Below are 17,455 nucleotides of genomic sequence, written 5' to 3'. Positions count from 1 at the left end.
ATGCCCCTCCCGTGATTTATCGCCTCTTTATCGTAGAGGCAACCAATAACTTTTCCGTGTTACTGATCTTTGTTCATCGCGATAGAGATACAGTAAGCGGCACCGCCCCATGTGATCCCAAAGCCGAACAGCAGCATGATAATGGCACCGATACTCATAGTTTTGCCTCCTGATGGGGTTGGCTCTTCGAGGTGATATTGATAATGATGGCAAGGAGTAACATCGCACCCACCAAGCCCCAGCCGAGCATTAGCAGATCAGAGTGATCATAGCCGCCATAGCCTTCATTAAAGGTGTTGATCAAGTTCGTTGTGACAATCACTGCAAGCATGGCAGGGCTCAGGAAGCGCAGACATACCTCAAACCATTTGCCGATGCTAAATTCCGAACGCTCATTCACGTATTGGCGAATGTCAGACACTTTCAGTAGCCAGGCAATGATCGCAATTTCAATCAGACAGCTGGCTAACAGTGCGATGTTGTTAATGAAGTAGTCCACCAAATCCAGCAGTAACAGGCCGCCATTAGTTGCAAAGGCCATCGACACCAGGTAACCCAAACCACAGACAACCACCGCTGCTTTCTTACGTGTCCAATTCAGTTTGTCGATAATGGCAGAGGTCACCGCTTCGATAATCGAAATGTGGGAACTTAAACCGGCCACCACCAGTGCAAAGAAAAACAGTGGACCCAGAATAAACGGGGCAGGGAGTAAGTTAATCGCCGCCGGAATGGTCACAAACGCCAGACCTACACCTGCCGATACCACTTCGGTAATAGGCTTGGCTTGTTCTTGGGCCATGTAGCCCAATACCGCAAAGATCATCACACCCGCCATGATGGAGAAACCACAGTTGATCAGTACCGTCATGAAGGCGTTGTTATTGATGTCTGATTTTTTTGGCAGGTAGCTGGAGTAAGCAATCATGATGGCAAAGCCCACGCTGAGCGTGAAGAAGATTTGCCCATAAGCGGCTGACCACACTTTCGCATCCAGAATTTTACTGAAATCAGGCTGGAACAGGTAGTTCAGACCGTCCATGGCCCCTGGCAAGAAGACCACGCGGCTAATGAAACCCAATACCATCAGAAACAGTAGTGGCATCATGATCTTACTGGCACGTTCAATGCCACCTTTTACCCCGGTAAAGATAGCGGCAAAGGTGATTGCCCACGCAATGGTCATCGGAATGGCAATGTGGAATTGCAGGCTACCCAGTTGAGAAGGACTGTTCTCACCCAGTTTAAGGTATTCGCTAAAGAAGAAGGCGTTGGTATCGCTGCCCCAGCTTTGTGTGAAAGCCATACCCAGGTAGGAAATCGCCCAACCGATAATGGCCACATAGTAGACGGCAATAATCGCCGCAATGGATACCTGAAACCAACCCAGCCATTCGAATTTGGTACCAAGTTTAGAAAACGCACGCGGTGCCGCCCCACGGAGTTTATGCCCCAAGCTGAACTCCATGATCATGAAAGGAATGCCGGCGGTAATCATGGCAAAAAGGTAGGGAATAAAAAATGCGCCACCGCCGTTTTCGTATGCCATGTAAGGGAAACGCCAAATGTTACCCAATCCGATGGCTGAACCCACTGCAGCAAGGATGAAGCCTGCGCGTGAGCCCCATTGTTCTCGATTCATATACATCTCCTTATGTAAATCAAGTCCCTGTAAAAGTTATGTTTGCTAGATGAAAACACCAATAAAATACGTAACTTGGCGATATTATTGAAAGGTTAAACCAAGTTTATTGCTCGAGAGTAACTATAGTGCAGATGTAAATCAATAGAGTGTGTTTTTGTGTAAAATCGTGACAGAAGTGTTTAATGAGTGTTTTGTTATAAAGTTTAGTGTCGTAAAGAGTGGCAGGCGGCTATAAGAGTGAAATATGCTGCTATTTTGCGCATGTTTATGGTGTAAATATTTTTTTAATTACACGAAGAAAAGTCTGATTCTGGTAGGAGATGCTAAAAGGGAATAGCGCAGAAACAATAAAGGCCAGTATATCTGGCCCTTGGGTGCTATCGGATAAAAGGATGTGCTAGAAAGCGATGGTAAACCCGACATTGGTTTGGAACTGTGTCAGCCACTTAGAGTCAATTTTGATGTTACATGACTCTGTGCCAGTAGGGAGCGTACAACGTGTGATGGTATCACTGTCGACTAAATTGCCGAGCCAACGTGCTTCGACCACAAAGTAAAAATTGTCTGAGATCTGGTACTCTGCACCGCCCTGCAGACCTGCTGAGAAGAACAGATCATTTTCCGTCCAGTCTGCATCGACAATGGTGGCACCCATACTGGCCCCGAAATACGTATCTAGACGTTCAAACGTTTCGAAGCGCAATGAGCTTTGGAAGTGAGTGTAGGTGAATGAGCCGTCACCAAAACCTTCTACGGTGTTAGGTTGATGGCTGATGTATAAGCCTGCACGCCCATTGTACAGATCGGTTTCCAGTCCCAGTGCATAATGGGCATCGTTGTCTGTATCAATCTTAATATCATTTTCATCGGTTACGGAGTTAGAAAAACTGTAACCCAGATATGGTGTGATATATACGGTGCTTTCAGCCCAAGCTGCACCACAGGTAAGCAGACCGCCTACCAGCACCGCAATGTGTCCTAATTTCATATGTATTCCCCAAAAGCCCTAATGGAACTTAACGCATATCAAGTGTGACATCATTCTGATATTAGTGCTTTTTTAATAGCCAGAATCTTGAAGTCTCCCTAAAATAGAGTTAACAATTTGTTAATGGTTGTCAGCGGTAAGGGGGTAACATGGAATATAATCTAAAATTAGCACTTGTTGCAGCAGTCGCAGTAATGGTCGTCATTATGAGTTTCGGTCTTATTTCCGTCACGATGTAAGTGACCACCTTAACGTGATGTAAAGTCGTCAAATAATTCCAGTTCGGTTCAGCTAGGGACGGTATTCTGTCAGCAGTAAAACTCAATTGTGGGTGAGACAGGTCTATGATGAATCATTTGCCGTTTAGTTTAAAAGAGGTTGATCTGTCACAGATCAGCCACTTTTCACACCAGATACGTGCCGCGCGGCGCATGAAAATTGCCCTCGTCGTCCAAGGTGGTGGGCAACGAGGCATTTTTACCGCTGGCGTGTTTGACGCTTTCCTTGAAGCGGGGTTTGACCCGTTTGAACTTTATATCGGCACCTCCGCCGGTGCCCTCAATCTCTCATCGTTTATTAGCCGACAACCCCGTTTCGGCTACCAATTCATTGTGGATTACACCACGCGAAACGAATTTTTCAGCCTTTACCATTACCTCAGTAAACAGCAGTCGATGAATCTGGACTGGGCGTTAGAGGCGGTGAGACCTCATGGGGCGCTCCCATTGGATGTCTTCACCGCAAGGCGAGTGCTGCAGCAACGTGAAGCCTATGCATGCGCAACCCGAAAAGATACTTTGCAAGATAGTTACATGCCCATGTACCAGGCCAACTGGTGTGAAGTGTTGCGTGCCAGTTGTGCGATTCCGGTGATCTATAACGAGCCGGTGATTGTTGATGATCTGGATTGGGTCGATGGCGGGGTGAGTGCAGCGGTTCCGGTGAAAGAGGCGTGGTACCGAGGGGCCGATTTGGTGGTGGTGGTGAGAACCGAACCCGCAATGCCGGATGAAAGTAGTCCGTTTAATGATTGGCGCCAGAAGATAGAGACGGTGTTACCCGATTACATTGAACGCTACGGTTGGAATACCTCGATTGAACGTGTACGGGGGCTGCATACTGAATTGACCAGTAAGTTCGATTTGTGGAAGCAGACCTGGAATGAGTCAGATAGCGAAAGCCCAATGGCGCAAGACAGCACATCGGCAGACAAGTCCTGGGGATGGCGACTGCTTTCTGCGCAAAATGTGGAGCGATTTCTGGCATTGACGGGTCACAGCAAAAGCCGCGAAATCATCGACATGTTGAATCATTATTATCTGACATATCAACAAGCACATGATTTTATGCTGTCACCGCCCGCAGGACTGAAGGTGATTCAAATCGCACCGGAGAAAAGTCTGCGTAGCCGCGCATTGCTCAGTGATAAAGACGATCTGGAAGTGGATTATCGCGAAGGGAAAATGGTTGGTCGTGAGTTTGTGAATCATTTTGCCGACATGCTTAATGCGACAACCTCATTGCGGCAGGGATGAGAGCAGAAATAAAAAAGGAACGCCAGTGCGTTCCTTTTTTCGTTAGCTTGAAACGGTATAGACGATTATGCCAATACAGTTTGTAGCCAAGGCCAGCCTTGCTTCTTACGGCTTAGCGTGTCTTGCATCATCAGCATGCCGTTTTCAGCGTACTGATCAAGCGTTGCATTCCACTCACCTTTGTAAAGTAGGCGAGTTGTGCTTGTAGTGATGTCAGTCAGCATTAGCGCAGCCATTGCTAGACCTTCTTCGTCACAACGACGCTGTAGATCCGCTTCTAGTGCGTCGATCATGCCGTCAACTTGCTCAAGAGTAGCAAGTTCGATCTGGCCTACAACAACGTCACGGTTGTTGAATGGGTAAGCTTTAAGATCTTTCTCAACAAGTTGTGCTGCAGATAGACCTTCGATGTCAGTTTTCGCGATCAGAAGATCTTTGATGAATGCATCAAGATCTTGTACGTCAGCGATAACCGCTAGTTCAGCAACAGCGTCTTTGTCTTTCTGTGTGCAAGTTGGAGAAGCGAAACCAACAGTGTCGCTTAGGATTGCAGACATCATCAGTACCGCTAGTGGGCGAGTGATTTCTGCGTTTTCCATCTTGAACAGGTTGAACATGATGGTACAAGTACAACCAACAGGCCAGATCCATGCTTCTAGTGGGTTAACGGTGGTTACATCACCTAGACGGTGGTGGTCAACGATACCCATGATTTCTGCGTCAGCGATGTCGTCTGGACCTTGTGCTAGGTCAGAGTAGTCAACCAGCCAGATTTTCTCGCCAGCTACGCCAGTACACATTTCAGGCTGCTCAACACCCGCTTGCGCTAGGATGTGCTGAGTTTCACGGTTTAGTTCGCCTTGACGAACCGCTTTCGCTTCTAGGCCGCGTGCTTTTAGAAGTTCTGCGCCAACTAGTGCAGAGCAGATGCTGTCGCTATCTGGGTTTTTATGACCAACTACTTGAATCATGTCGTTTCCTTTACTGCGTCGCAGGCCGCATAGAGCAGCCTGATCAATGAATTAATCCTGTCTGGTAAACCAGAGAAGGGCAGGAATTTTACCGCGCAATTTTAGAGCTTCTTGCAAAAATAACAATTACCACCGAATAAAAAAACATTGGTTGCTTATTTCATCATCGACAGATGACAAAAATCACCGAATGGAACGCTCTCTGGATAGGGATGAAGTGTTCTTTGTGCCATAAAAATGGCCGTTCTGTGACTGGGCATAGTGGTAAATAAGGTGTATATATAATGCTTGTTATACAAATGCCGTAGAGAGGCGGTGTGTAACAAATGAAGCATAATCACAAAGTAAGGAGGGAATATGTGGTGGCGAATGATGCCCGTGGTATTGAGTAGCTGGGTCTTTGCCGCGCATTTTTTGCGTATGGGGGCGTTGTTGCCGGTTGCGCTGTTTGTGATGAGTCCGCTGCTGTTAGTGATCCGCCATCGGGTGATCCCGCGTTTAATGAGTGGCTTGCTGTTAGTAATGGCGATAGGCTGGCTGGTAGTGACCTATGACATGGTGATGATGCGCCTGATGCTGGGACAAGATTGGTTGCGTATGGCAGCGATCATGACCGGTGTTGTGTGTTTTACTTTAGCGTCAATGTGTTGCTTTCAAACCAAAAAGGCCCAACAGTTTTATCGTCCGTAAGGAAACAGGAAAGAGTGACATTTTTGCATTGCGTTTTTAATGTTATATTGTAACAATAATGGCGCAGTAAACAGGTCAAGTATAGCGAAACAGGCATTCCCTGTGATTGGACTGTTTTAGTGTCATAATTTTAGATATCATTGCGCGTCAACTGACCATAGCAACGAGTCCATTTTGCGTATGACAGCACAATCTGCTGTGAGTAGAATGGGGTGTATTGAGTTTGAGCCTGATGGTTTGCCTCTGTCATGGTGTTAACGAGCGTTAACCGATGACGAGTGCATTGACTGCTTGGCTGTAGAAGTACTTAGGAACAACATGGTAAATGTAAGGGCAAGAGTGCCTTTTAAAGTCGGCCAGAGAAGTGACATTGCGGCCGATCTGCTTTCCTTCAATGGGTTGGAATCAGGTAAAGAGCATGTCGCATTGATTTTCCAAGGTGCTGATCAACGTGCAGAGCCGCCATTGGTCCGTATGCATTCAGAATGTTTGACTGGCGATGTGTTCCATTCGTCTCGCTGTGACTGCGGTGAGCAGTTGGATGAAACCATTGAAAAAATGGGTCAACAAGGCGGTGTATTGTTGTACCTTCGCCAGGAAGGTCGCGGCATTGGTCTGTATAACAAAATCGATGCTTATGAGCTTCAAAGCCAGGGTATGAATACCTATGAAGCCAATAATCATCTGGGTTTTGGTGATGATCTGCGTGAATTCAGTGAAGCGGCGCTGATGCTAAAAGCATTGGGTATTGATGCGATTCGCTTGATCACGAACAACCCGAAGAAAATCCGTGAGCTTGAAGAGCTAGGCATTGTGATCACAGAAGTGGTCGGCACCAAAGCACACGTAAAAGAAGGTAATGAAAATTATCTGAAAACCAAAGCGAGCCACGGTAAGCACCGTTTTCACTTTGATTAAGCTATCTGCCTAGTGCAACAGCATTAATAAGCCTCGCGGTTGCGGGGCTTTTTTGTGCCTGAAGGTTTCTCTCCCCCGATATGCGATCAGTTTATTGATTAGTTTTTCTAATGGAATTGATAATAAACAATCGTGCTGTAAATCACGCTAAATGGTTGCCGATAAAAGGGTTGCGCATTACTATCTGCGCGAACAAGGCAGCTGTTGATGCTAATCTACTGTTAAATTCCAATCATAAAATTTGACATGCAATTCAATCGCAGAGCTTTATTCTGAATTAATGCGAATTTTTCAAAAAATCGCCCCCTAAACAACATAATATTCTGTGATGAGGAAACCGGTTGTGGATCAGCAATCATCTTCGACTAGCATGGCTCGGCTGTTATTTCTAATTATTGTACTGGTTGCGGTCGGTCAAATGACGCAAACCATGTATGTGCCTTCTATTCCTGCTATGTCAGAGTTCTTTTCAGTGAAGTCTTCTTACCTGCAGGCAGTGATGGCGGCTTACTTGATCCCTTATGGCTTGTCGCAGTTTATTTATGGCCCATTGTCAGATCGCATCGGTCGTCGTCCGGTCATCATGATAGGTATGAGCATCTATCTGGTTGGTGCGATTGTCGCATTGTTCGCACCAAGCTTTGAATGGTTCCTGATGGCGAGTTTTGTACAGGGTATGGGTACCGGTTGTAGCGGGGCAATGAGCCGTACCGTAACCCGTGACTGTTATGATGGCCCAGAATTGCACCGTGCAAACAGCTTGGTGAGCATGGGCGTGATTTTCTCGCCGTTGCTGGCACCGGTATTAGGTGGCTACCTGTCTACCGTGTTTGCATGGCAAGCGAGCTATGTTTTCCTATTGGTATTTGGTGTGGTGGTGACATTGGCCATGCTGTTTTGGTTCACAGAAACCTTGCCCGTGGAAAAACGCCGTCATGAGCGTGTAATGGTGAGCTACCGTTACGTGCTGGGTAACCGTCGTTTTCAGGGCTACGTATTGTGTTTGATTGCAACATTTGCCGGTATTGCGGTATTTGAAGCGGCAGCGGGCGTATTGCTGGGCAGTGTGCTGAAGTTAGATCCGAAAACCGTGAGCTTGCTGTTCGTATTGCCATTGCCGGGTTACATGGCCGGTGCATGGTTGTCGTCTGCTATTGCCAAGCGTTGGGGTAACACGCGCGCAATGTATGCCGGTATGCTGGCAATTATTGCCGGTGCGGTAACCATTCTGATCCCGGGCATGGCAGGTTTAGTCACAGTGAATACGCTGATCGGTGGTGCATTCATCTACTTTATTGGCGCGGGTGTCTTGTTCCCAGCGGCAACCACCGCCGCCATTCAGCCTTTCCCACACCATGCGGGTACGGCGGGTGCGATTTTGGGTGGCTTACAAAACTTGGGTGCCGGTATTGCAACATTGGCGGCATCGATGATGCGTGCAGAAGATCAGTACAGCCTGGGTGCGGTAATGACCGTGATGGCTATTTTGGTTGTGGTCAGCATGTTCTGGGTGCGTCGTAGCGAGCATCAGGAAAGCCACGCAGTTATGCAATAAGCGATTTTGCGATGATCTTTGTGATCATTGCTATTTGCTGACTCAATGACTAAATAGAACGATTGAATATAAAAAAAGCGGCGTCAATGCAGATTGACGCCGCTTTTTTGTGTCCGTTAAAACGTAAAATTAATCACGTTTCCAAAGGATGTGGCAGAACTTGTTCTCTGGGTCACGGCTGATCAGCAGGCGAGCAAACACGTCATCCAGCTCATCACTTTCTTCATTGACCAGGCCAATGCGCACTTCGGCGTACACTTCTTTGTCGACATCAAAGCCAACATGCTCAGCCCAGTCATCTTTTGTTTCGACGAGCTCAGCCGCGCCACGGTCATCAAACTGCAACGTGAACAGCAGCACATCTGCTTGCTCCAAGTTATCAGAAGCCATTTCTAGAAAAATGTCGTAAGCCGCGTCAATAACGTCGTCGTATGAAATTAGGTTTGGTGTATCCATGAACGCTTTCTATCTCTGGTTGAGTAAGCGGACAGTATAACGAGAGAAAAGGGGAATACCAAGTGGAGGAAAGCAGGGGAAGTGTTGGGTGTTTGTGGCAGTATTTTGGGGAAGAGAAGAGGATTGTCTGGCTGAGAACGCCTCAGCCAGACGGGATCGCGTTAGCGATTAAGCACGGCTTGAGTATTTACGCTCAGCAGTGTTAACCACGATGCGGTCTTCAGGAGAAATGTATTCAGGAACCTGAACCACTAGACCTGTAGATAGACGAGCTGGCTTAGTACGCGCAGACGCTGAAGCACCTTTGATTGATGGATCAGTTTCAACGATAGTTAGCTCAACCGTTGATGGTAGCTCTAGGCCAACCACTTTACCGTCAACTAGGATCACGTGTAGACCTTGAGTGTCTTCAGTGATGAATAGCATTTCGTCTTCGATGTCAGAATCGTTGAACGTGTGCTGATCGTAGTTTTCAGTGTCCATGAAGATGATGTTTTCGCCGTCAGCGTAAGAGTACGCGACTGGACGCTTAGTCATATCTACTGTTTCTACAACGTCGTCAGACTTCAGACGCTCGTCAACACGTGCACCTGTTGCGATGTCAGTACAACGCATCTTGTAGATTTTCGCGCCGCCACGGCCGCCAGGAGTCGTTACTTCGATGTCTTTTACTAGTAGCGTTTTGCCTTCGCTAACAATGGCAAAACCTTTTTTAATATCACTTGCTTTTGGCATGTTGATTACCTATTGCGTTAATAAAGCGTCTTACTTTAAAGAGGGCGGATTATACAACCGAAAATGCCGTTAATCATCACTTTGTTTTACAGTTTATGTCACTGTTTTCCGCTTATGCAGAGTAGATTTTAAATTTCGCGACGAATCGGCTGTAAGGCATTGGTTTTGCGTAATAAAAGCCTTGGCAGTAGTCGATATCTAAGTCGAGCACTTGCTGGGCTTGGGCGCTATTTTCCACCCCTTCAGCGACTAAAGAACAGTCAAGGCGATGCCCCATTTCCGCCATGTTGCCTAAAATGGATTGCGTCACCGAGTCCGTGACGGAAGCGGCCACAAATGAGCGGTCAATTTTTAGGATATCAAAGCTCAGTGCTTGTAGCGTCGACAAGCCGGCGTATCCGGTGCCGAAATCATCTAATGCCCAGCGGATCCCCAAGTCTCGTAACTGCTGCATACCAGACAGTAATGAAGGGATATCCGTGTTTGAGAAATTGTCACGCTCGGAAAACTCCATCACGATACCGTGGGAGAGCACCGGATACTGCTTAATCAAACAGCTGACAGCATTCACAAAGTTCGCGTTTGCAATCATGGAAGCGGTCACATTGATGGACAGGTAAAAAGGTTTCCCTAATGCCATCACTTCCATTTTTTGAGCGGCTGCGCGTTCTATTAATTGTAAAGTAATATCGTTAATTTGGCCGGATTGTTCGGCTGCATGAATAAATTCTAGTGGTGAAACAATATTACGCACCGGGTGACGCCAACGCAGTAACAATTCTGCTCCCATCCAAATACCCGACGCCGCATCGACAATCGGTTGGTAATAGGCGCAAAATTCTTCTTGTTCAATCCCGCGTTTAATTTCAGCTAATAATGAATCACGCCACGTAAAATAATGATTCAATAATGACGTAAATAATAATGAACAGATGGTAATGATAAATAAGCTGAACGGTAAAACATTCAGGGCAAGATCTACCAACATTTCTCGCGTATAGCCGGTTGTCACCGCGTAAGGAAAGCGAGGAGAGGTAATCGTGGTTTGATAATATATCTTTTCATTATCGTCTAATGGATGGCTACGGCTAAGCAGCGCACCATCTGTATTGGTGACCATCGAGAAGATAGTACGGTGCTGACCAATGCCCCGGAACCAGAAATCAAGGTAGCGAGACTCTAACAACATGCGATACCAGGTCTCACCATGACGGATCATAAAGAAGATGCCTTCAATCTGGCGCCGCTGACTCACTGCACGGTACATAACATACTGTGACTCTGGCTGTAATTGATTGCGGTGTTCGGTATTCATGACAATATTGTCAGCGGAAAAAAGACGATCGCCACAAATAAAGTGGTGATTTTTAATCACACTGATCTCTTCCGTTAAACTGGAATTAAACGTCATGGCTTCGAGCGCTTTAATACTTTCATCGCTACAAACCGGGTATAAGCGATCAATGGTGGCTAAGCGACTGTCCAACTCAAGGAAGTGGGTTTCTATTATTGAGAATAATTCATCGGCGGTCGATTCTGACTCTTTTTTGGCTAAACCTTCAAAATAAAACAATAATGTTACACATCCAAAAAGGAATGTTAGCATGAATATAAAATAGGTGTTCTTTTTCGTCATTGCAGTGGTTACGCCGGTCAGAATGGGCGGCACTATATAGCAAATTGATGTGTTTTGATATGGATAAACATAAATAAAATGAATGAATGGCCGATCAAAATAAAAAGAGTATTTTCTGTTTTTGATACGAGCTTGAAATTGCTATTTCGGGTGGATTAGTCTGAATGATGAATAAAATGGATGTATTTATTCATCTTAATATACCCAAGCTACCTCAATATGCAGGATTCAGCGTGAGTTGAGCGCATTCTTCGCAAAATCAAATTAAGGAAAATAGACGCAGGAATGGCATTTGCCTTCAAGACTATTTGACGTAGAAGTGGTTGAGCTGTCGTCCGAGATACGAGATAGGTAATGGATGATCGTCAGATACCGTCCGGTTCTTGGTTCTTGGTTCTTGTTTTGTGTTCTTGGTTTTTGGTCTTTGGCTTTAGCTCTAGTTCTTTAGCACAGTTTCGATAGTGCTCCGGCAACGGTTGGGTATAATCACCCTGATTCAAACAATAACAAGGCAACAATGTGACATCGGCTTTACCAGTGCTCATCAATCAATCTTCCCAACAACCGCAAACGGCGGCCATCGTACGGGGGATCCTGCATCAATTTATCGTCGGATTGGGTTCGGCCGTCCACAGCCTGTATATCGCCGGCAGTGTGGCGCGGGGTTGTGCTGTCGCAGGCCAGTCTGATCTGAATATTACGCTGGTGGCCAGCCGTGATTTAACCCCGTCTGAAACATCAATGCTGCAAGCGATTGCGCGACGTGCCGAACAGCAGCAACGCTTTTTCCCGCATGTAGATGTGCAATGGGTAACCAAACAGACGGCGACCTCTCTGGAAGGCATTTTCTACTGGGGGGTCTGGTTCAAACACGGGTGTTGCTGTGTGTATGGGGATGATTTGTCTTCTCGCTTTGGCCGCTTTGAAGCCAGTTGGGATATCGCCCGTGCCTTTAATGGTGATATTGCTACGCAGCTAGAAACCTATCGTCAGCGCATCATGAAAACACAGGTGTTGCCGCATTATTTGACCTACTGCCGAGAGATTGCGAAGAAAATGATTTGGAGTGCCCATGCCTTGGTGTTCCATCGTGATCGGCACATGGTTTGGGACAGGGAAGAGGCAGCAGAGCGTTTCTTGCAATATTACCCAGACAAAGCGCTGCAAATTGAACGGTTATTCTTATTGGTATCAGGACAACAAGTGCCAAAGAAAGCCGTATTATTCATGATTAATGACTTCGGCCGTTGGATAGTGACCGAATTTGATAAAATTGACCGTAAGATTGGCTAACGCCACCGGTTACTGAGAGGTCAAGTTGCTAACGCAAGCGCAAACTCAAGCTCAAGGTTTCGTGTTAACGAGACAATCTCGTGATGTCCGTGGTCGTACGGAAATCGTATTGTGGGTCAGCACACCGCAAGGGCCGGCACGCTTGGTGGTGCAAGATGAGAAGCCGGTGTGCTTTATTCGCCAGCAGGATCAACAGGCCGCACAGCAAGCCTTACATCAGGCCGGGTTAGTGGTGACCTGGAAACCTCTGCCACTGAAAAACTTTCAGCATGATCCGATGTCTGCTTGTTATTGCACCTCTATTCGGGACAGCTTGCAGGTATCTACGCTGTTGACACCTCTGGGTATTGAGGTGTTTGAAGCGGATATTCGCCTGACCGATCGCTATTTAATGGAGCGCTTCATTAAAGGCGGCATTGCCTTTACCGGCCAGCATCAGTCCCGTGCCGGTTACGATGATTACAGTGGTGTGAAAGCCAAAGCGGCGGACTACAAGCCGACACTCTCTATGGTGTCATTGGATATCGAGTGTTCTGAAAAAGGCATTCTGTATTCCATTGGTCTGCACAGTGAGCGTGATAGCCGGGTGATCATGGTGGGAGAGCCGACACCGGAGCAAGCCGCCCTTGATTGGATCCGATGGGTGGAGTCAGAGAAAGCGCTGTTACTGGCGTTGGAAGAATGGTTCATCGCCTTTGATCCGGATATCGTCATTGGCTGGAACGTGATTGATTTCGACTTCCGTCTGTTGCTTAAACGGGCGGAATGGAATGCCATTACCTTACGTTTAGGGCGTGGTAAGCAACCGCCACATTGGCGTCAGTCCTCTCAAAATGCCAACCAAGGTTTTATTACCGTGCCGGGACGCGTGGTCATGGACGGTATTGATACCTTAAAAACCGCGACGTATAACTTTCGCTCGTGGTCATTGGAGTCGGTGGCACAGGAATTATTGGGCGAAGGGAAGTTGGTCCACAATGTCCATGATCGTATGGCGGAAATTAACCAGATGTTCCGCGAAGACAAAGTGGCACTGGCGACCTACAACCTGCAAGACTGCAAACTCGTGACGCGCATTTTTGCCCATACCCACTTGCTGGATTTCGCTATTGAGCGTTGTTGTTTGACCGGTGTGGAATTGGATCGTATCGGGGGCTCTGTCGCTGCGTTCACGAATCTGTATCTGCCGCAGTTGCACCGTGCCGGCTACGTGGCACCGAGTTTAGACAGTGATAACTGGATTGCCAGCCCTGGCGGTTACGTGATGGACTCTAAGCCTGGTCTCTATCAATCGGTATTGGTGCTCGATTTCAAATCCCTGTATCCCTCCATTATTCGTACTTTCCGGATTGATCCGCTGGGTTTGGTAGAAGGCCTATTACTGGAAGAAGGGAAGGGTGACGAGCAAGCCATTGCCGGTTTCCGTGGCGGGCGTTTCCACCGTCAGCGCCATTTCTTGCCTAAAATGATCGAAGACTTATGGGCGGCGCGTGATCAAGCTAAACGTGATGGCGAGAAAGCGTTCTCACAAGCCATTAAGATCATCATGAACTCGTTTTATGGCGTACTAGGATCCTCTGGTTGTCGCTTCTTTGATCATCGCTTGGCGTCATCGATCACCATGCGGGGTCATGAGATCATGAAGACCACCCGTGAGCTGATTGAGCGCAAAGGCTATGAAGTGATTTATGGCGATACGGACTCCACCTTTGTGTCATTAAATAGCGAAAAGACATCAGAGGACGCAGATGCCATTGGTCAGCAGCTGGTGGCGTACATTAACCAGTGGTGGGCCGATCATTTGCGTGAGACGTACAGCGTAGAATCCGCTTTAGAGCTGGAATATGAGACCCATTACTGCAAATTCCTGATGCCGACGATTCGCGGGCAAGAGACGGGTAGCAAGAAACGTTATGCGGGCTTGATTCGACAAGGGGAGCAAGAAAAGATGGTCTACAAAGGCTTGGAAACCGTCCGTACCGATTGGACCCCGTTGGCTCAAACGTTCCAGCAAGCCTTGTATCACCGTGTGTTTCACGATTTGGATGTGGACGAATACGTGCGTGATTACGCGCAAGCTACCCGTGCGGGCGAGTACGACAGTGAACTGGTGTATCGTAAGCGGTTACGCCGTCACTTATCTGAATACCAGAAGAATGTGCCACCGCATGTGCGAGCTGCGCGCATGGCGGATGAACAAAATGCACGCATGGGCCGTCCGTTGCAGTACCAGAACGGCGGATGGATTGAATACGTGATCACCGTTAATGGCCCCGAGCCGATTGAAGCACAGCAGAGCCCGATTGATTACGATCACTACGTGGACAAACAACTGCGGCCAGTCGCCGATGGGATCCTGCCGTTTATTGGTTTGTCGTTTGATGCCATGACGGCGCCTCAACTCGGCTTGTTCTAAACTCGGTCGGACGATATATAACAACATAATAAGCAAATCAGCCAAGGAATCAGTATGTCGAATACCCCATTAAATACCCAGTACGCCGATGCGATTCAACAACGCATTGATCAAAAAACCAAGCCGGTAGGCGCGCTTGGTCAATTGGAAGATATCGCCTTTCAGCTCGCGATGATCCAGAGCCAGGGCAAAGCTCAGGCGGTGGAGGCTATTACGCTGTCTCAGCCAAGCTTGCTCATTTTTGCCGGTGATCACGGCATTGCCGATGAAGGCGTCAGCATTGCGCCTAGCGCTGTGACTCAGCAGATGGTGCTGAACTTTTTGATGGGTGGCGCGGCCATTAACAGTTTTTGCCGTGTAAATGATGTGGCGTTGCAGGTGATTGATTGCGGTATTTTGTATCCCGTTGAAAGCACTTCTTCAGAATTGGTGTCACAGCGTTTAGGCGAGCGCACAGCCAACTTCGCACAGCAGCCAGCCATGACGCAAGCGCAAGTGACAGAAGGTATTGCGTTGGGTAAAGCATGTGTGCAGCGTGTGATTGATGATGGCAGTAATTTGGTGATGTTCGGTGAAATGGGGATCGGGAATACCAGTAGTGCGGCTGCCTTGTTAGCGGCGGTTTCCGGTGAACCGGCTGCAGCGTGTGTGGGTTTGGGTACCGGTATTTCATCAGAGCAATTGGCACTGAAAACGGCACTCGTCGAAAAAGGTGTGGCCCGTTGTGGCTCTCATGATCCTCTTAACGCCTTGGCAGAAGTGGGGGGCTTTGAAATTGTACAGATGGTCGGGGCATTCTTGGGCGCCGCCGAGAAACAAACACCGGTGCTGGTGGATGGCTTTATCGTGACAGTGGCGGCTTTGTTAGCGACCCGCATTAATCTGGGATGTCGTGATTACCTGATTTTTGCGCATCAATCTCACGAGTCAGGTCACCGTCTGGCATTGTCTTTACTTGATGCTTCGCCACTGCTGGATTTGTCACTGCGTCTGGGTGAAGGGACGGGGGCGGTCTTGGCGGTGCCATTAGTGCGTGCGGCGGCTGAGTTTTATAACAACATGGCCAGCTTTGCAGAAGCAGGCGTGACGGTATAACGCCATAGAAAACAGAAATGATCCACGTATTAATCGTGCTAGTGATCATTGTTGAGTCATAAAAAGAAAAACCCGCATCATGCGGGTTTTTTTGATCTTGATTGATCGGCAATGATCAATTGAAGAATTGCACATCCGTCACGGTAGACTTGGATGCATGGACCGGTTCAAACTTGATGGCCCCACGGTTCGGGGTACAAATTTGGTACTCATCCCCACAATCAAAAATGGCGAGTACGGTCTCATCGACACGGAAAACATCAGGCAGAGGCTGGCCAATTTCGCAGGTGCAAACTTCACCCTCATGTTGCCATGATAGTTTATAGACACGCTTTGCTTGTTCTGGGGCGGAAATGTGCGTCGCGATAGAGCTGAAAATGGCTTCAGCTTGCTGTGGACTTGTTGCCGATGGTACAAAGAAATCCATGGTTCCCTCCAAGTTGAGATAGCAGACAATAGTGACTGCATTCAAAATATTGCGTTATTTATCCTGATAACAATCACAGACTAGCAAAAAAATCGTTTAATTGGCAAGTCAGTTACTGTCATGTTTATTAACATGGATAAATTGCATTAACAATTTTGCGCTCATATCACGGCAAAATTAACACCAGAAAATACCGCTATACTTGCTGTATCAGGCAGTTATCCGTTGGATGCAAAAGGGGGGGAGTGGTGTGGAGCAGTTAGATTTTTTTCCGATCCCTAGTCCCTGTGTGGGCATATGCCAAGCGAATAATCGCGGTTATTGCAAAGGCTGTTTTCGGAGTCGTGAGGAACGCTTTCATTGGCAGCAACTAACGAATGAACAAAAACGCAATGTGATCCGTTTGTGTAAGCAGCGGTATTTACGGGTAATGCGGGCAAAACGTGCGGCAGAGCAAGGAGATAACCGAAACGGAGAAGGGGATGATCCGCAGCAGTCGCTGTTTTAGGCTCAGTGAAGAAAACGTATGTGGATGAGACCACAAACGAGAGGTATAAAAAAAGCGCCACAAGGGCGCTTTTTTAGAAGAGTATGAACCCGCAATTAGATGCGTTTGAAGTCCATGTGCTCAACTTTTGGCTTGAATGCGTGACGCTGGATGTCCTGAGGCTTAACCTGGATTTCCTGACCGTCGATCACTAGAGTGATACCTTCGTAGAACGCAGCTTTGTCCATCTGGTTGATCACGTCATCGTGGTTTAGTTCGATTGCGATCGGAGCAGCTTCGCCGCCGTAGATGATTGCTGGGAACTTGTTTGCGTGACGTAGGCGGCGGCTCGCACCTTTACCTAGGTCAGTACGTAGTACTGCTTCAAATTTCATCTTAAATACTCTTAAGTTAGTAATAAGATCCATGACACACCGGGTAATGCGACCTTACCCGATGCCATAAATCGAGCGCGGATATTACCAATGATCCTGACTAGCGGCAAGTCTTTACCGGATTAAATTCGCTTAATCACTTAATAAATCACCAGATAGCTAAAATTACTCACAGTCTCGCCCTCAAACGGCGTCTTTCATGGTGTGTTGACA

The 17,455-nt window shown here is 47.4% G+C and carries 18 protein-coding genes; 9 read left to right on the top strand and 9 right to left on the bottom strand.

Going from position 1 to position 17,455, the window contains the following annotated elements; all coding sequences use genetic code 11:
• Positions 1-59: 59 nt before the first annotated feature.
• The 3 genes from ABT58_RS23925 to ABT58_RS01680 all read right to left on the bottom strand — a co-directional run bounded on the left by ABT58_RS23925 (position 60) and on the right by ABT58_RS01680 (position 2,633).
• Entirely contained in the window at positions 60-158 is a 99-nt protein-coding gene (locus tag ABT58_RS23925; RefSeq protein ID WP_107205030.1) for a MetS family NSS transporter small subunit, read from the bottom strand.
• On the bottom strand, positions 155-1,642 hold the full coding sequence (locus ABT58_RS01685; protein WP_047872630.1) for a sodium-dependent transporter: 1,488 nt from the start codon (positions 1,640-1,642) through the stop codon (positions 155-157). Before ABT58_RS01685 ends, ABT58_RS23925 begins: the two co-directional genes overlap by 4 nt.
• A 400-nt stretch (positions 1,643-2,042) precedes the next feature.
• Entirely contained in the window at positions 2,043-2,633 is a 591-nt protein-coding gene (locus tag ABT58_RS01680) for a porin family protein (RefSeq protein ID WP_047872629.1), read from the bottom strand.
• 149 nt (positions 2,634-2,782) lie between these two features.
• On the opposite strand from ABT58_RS01680, the gene cydH reads away from it, so the two are divergent.
• Both cydH and ABT58_RS01675 read left to right on the top strand, forming a co-directional pair.
• A complete protein-coding gene (gene cydH / locus ABT58_RS24540; RefSeq protein WP_107205029.1) occupies positions 2,783-2,872 on the top strand; it encodes a cytochrome bd-I oxidase subunit CydH in 90 nt (29 codons plus the stop codon).
• 192 nt (positions 2,873-3,064) lie between these two features.
• Positions 3,065-4,168 carry a patatin-like phospholipase family protein gene (locus ABT58_RS01675; RefSeq protein WP_229821584.1) on the top strand — a complete coding sequence of 368 codons (1,104 nt, stop codon included), beginning with the start codon at positions 3,065-3,067 and terminating at the stop codon, positions 4,166-4,168.
• A 65-nt stretch (positions 4,169-4,233) separates the two neighbouring features.
• Here ABT58_RS01675 and ABT58_RS01670 read toward each other — a convergent pair whose 3' ends face one another.
• On the bottom strand, positions 4,234-5,139 hold the full coding sequence (locus tag ABT58_RS01670) for a manganese-dependent inorganic pyrophosphatase (RefSeq protein WP_047872628.1): 906 nt from the start codon (positions 5,137-5,139) through the stop codon (positions 4,234-4,236).
• 357 nt (positions 5,140-5,496) lie between these two features.
• Between ABT58_RS01670 and ABT58_RS01665 the strand changes: the two genes are divergently transcribed.
• From ABT58_RS01665 to emrD, 3 genes are all read left to right on the top strand, one after another.
• Complete coding sequence (locus ABT58_RS01665) at positions 5,497-5,829, top strand: hypothetical protein (RefSeq protein ID WP_047872627.1); 333 nt, start codon at positions 5,497-5,499, stop codon at positions 5,827-5,829.
• A gap of 318 nt (positions 5,830-6,147) precedes the next feature.
• The gene (locus tag ABT58_RS01660) at positions 6,148-6,747 is read left to right on the top strand and encodes a GTP cyclohydrolase II (RefSeq protein WP_047872626.1); all 600 of its coding nucleotides are present in this window, start codon (positions 6,148-6,150) and stop codon (positions 6,745-6,747) included.
• A gap of 328 nt (positions 6,748-7,075) precedes the next feature.
• The gene (gene emrD / locus ABT58_RS01655) at positions 7,076-8,302 is read left to right on the top strand and encodes a multidrug efflux MFS transporter EmrD (RefSeq protein ID WP_047872625.1); all 1,227 of its coding nucleotides are present in this window, start codon (positions 7,076-7,078) and stop codon (positions 8,300-8,302) included.
• Between the two features lie 129 nt (positions 8,303-8,431).
• On the opposite strand, the gene ABT58_RS01650 is transcribed toward emrD, so the two are convergent.
• From ABT58_RS01650 to ABT58_RS01640, 3 genes are all read right to left on the bottom strand, one after another.
• Entirely contained in the window at positions 8,432-8,758 is a 327-nt protein-coding gene (locus tag ABT58_RS01650) for an HI1450 family dsDNA-mimic protein (RefSeq protein ID WP_047872624.1), read from the bottom strand.
• Positions 8,759-8,926: 168 nt separating this feature from the next.
• Positions 8,927-9,493 carry an elongation factor P-like protein EfpL gene (gene efpL / locus ABT58_RS01645; RefSeq protein ID WP_047872623.1) on the bottom strand — a complete coding sequence of 189 codons (567 nt, stop codon included), beginning with the start codon at positions 9,491-9,493 and terminating at the stop codon, positions 8,927-8,929.
• Positions 9,494-9,605: 112 nt separating this feature from the next.
• Positions 9,606-11,066, bottom strand: a complete 1,461-nt coding sequence (locus ABT58_RS01640) for an EAL domain-containing protein (protein WP_158261716.1) — start codon at positions 11,064-11,066, stop codon at positions 9,606-9,608.
• Positions 11,067-11,648: 582 nt separating this feature from the next.
• Between ABT58_RS01640 and ABT58_RS01635 the strand changes: the two genes are divergently transcribed.
• Genes ABT58_RS01635 through cobT form a run of 3 tightly spaced genes read left to right on the top strand, consistent with a single transcriptional unit; the run spans position 11,649 to position 15,933 of the window.
• On the top strand, positions 11,649-12,422 hold the full coding sequence (locus tag ABT58_RS01635; protein ID WP_053062922.1) for a hypothetical protein: 774 nt from the start codon (positions 11,649-11,651) through the stop codon (positions 12,420-12,422).
• Positions 12,423-12,447: 25 nt separating this feature from the next.
• Positions 12,448-14,838, top strand: a complete 2,391-nt coding sequence (locus tag ABT58_RS01630) for a DNA polymerase II (protein WP_047872621.1) — start codon at positions 12,448-12,450, stop codon at positions 14,836-14,838.
• A gap of 54 nt (positions 14,839-14,892) precedes the next feature.
• Positions 14,893-15,933 carry a nicotinate-nucleotide--dimethylbenzimidazole phosphoribosyltransferase gene (cobT, locus tag ABT58_RS01625; RefSeq protein ID WP_047872620.1) on the top strand — a complete coding sequence of 347 codons (1,041 nt, stop codon included), beginning with the start codon at positions 14,893-14,895 and terminating at the stop codon, positions 15,931-15,933.
• Positions 15,934-16,048: 115 nt separating this feature from the next.
• Here the strand turns inward: cobT and ABT58_RS01620 are convergent, their stop codons facing one another.
• A complete protein-coding gene (locus ABT58_RS01620) occupies positions 16,049-16,360 on the bottom strand; it encodes a hypothetical protein (RefSeq protein ID WP_047872619.1) in 312 nt (103 codons plus the stop codon).
• A 250-nt stretch (positions 16,361-16,610) separates the two neighbouring features.
• On the opposite strand from ABT58_RS01620, the gene ABT58_RS23630 reads away from it, so the two are divergent.
• Positions 16,611-16,868: a DUF1289 domain-containing protein gene (locus ABT58_RS23630; protein ID WP_082210909.1), complete on the top strand. Its 258-nt coding sequence runs from the start codon at positions 16,611-16,613 to the stop codon at positions 16,866-16,868.
• Between the two features lie 95 nt (positions 16,869-16,963).
• On the opposite strand, the gene rplY is transcribed toward ABT58_RS23630, so the two are convergent.
• Positions 16,964-17,242, bottom strand: coding sequence for a 50S ribosomal protein L25 (rplY, locus tag ABT58_RS01615; RefSeq protein ID WP_047872618.1), 279 nt, complete (start codon positions 17,240-17,242; stop codon positions 16,964-16,966).
• Positions 17,243-17,455 lie beyond the last annotated feature (213 nt).

Origin of the sequence: Photobacterium aphoticum (assembly GCF_001029435.1) — a bacterium.
Lineage (GTDB): Bacteria > Pseudomonadota > Gammaproteobacteria > Enterobacterales > Vibrionaceae > Photobacterium > Photobacterium aphoticum.
Note: the sequence above shows the minus strand (reverse complement) of the source record. Positions and strands in the feature narration are given on the sequence as shown.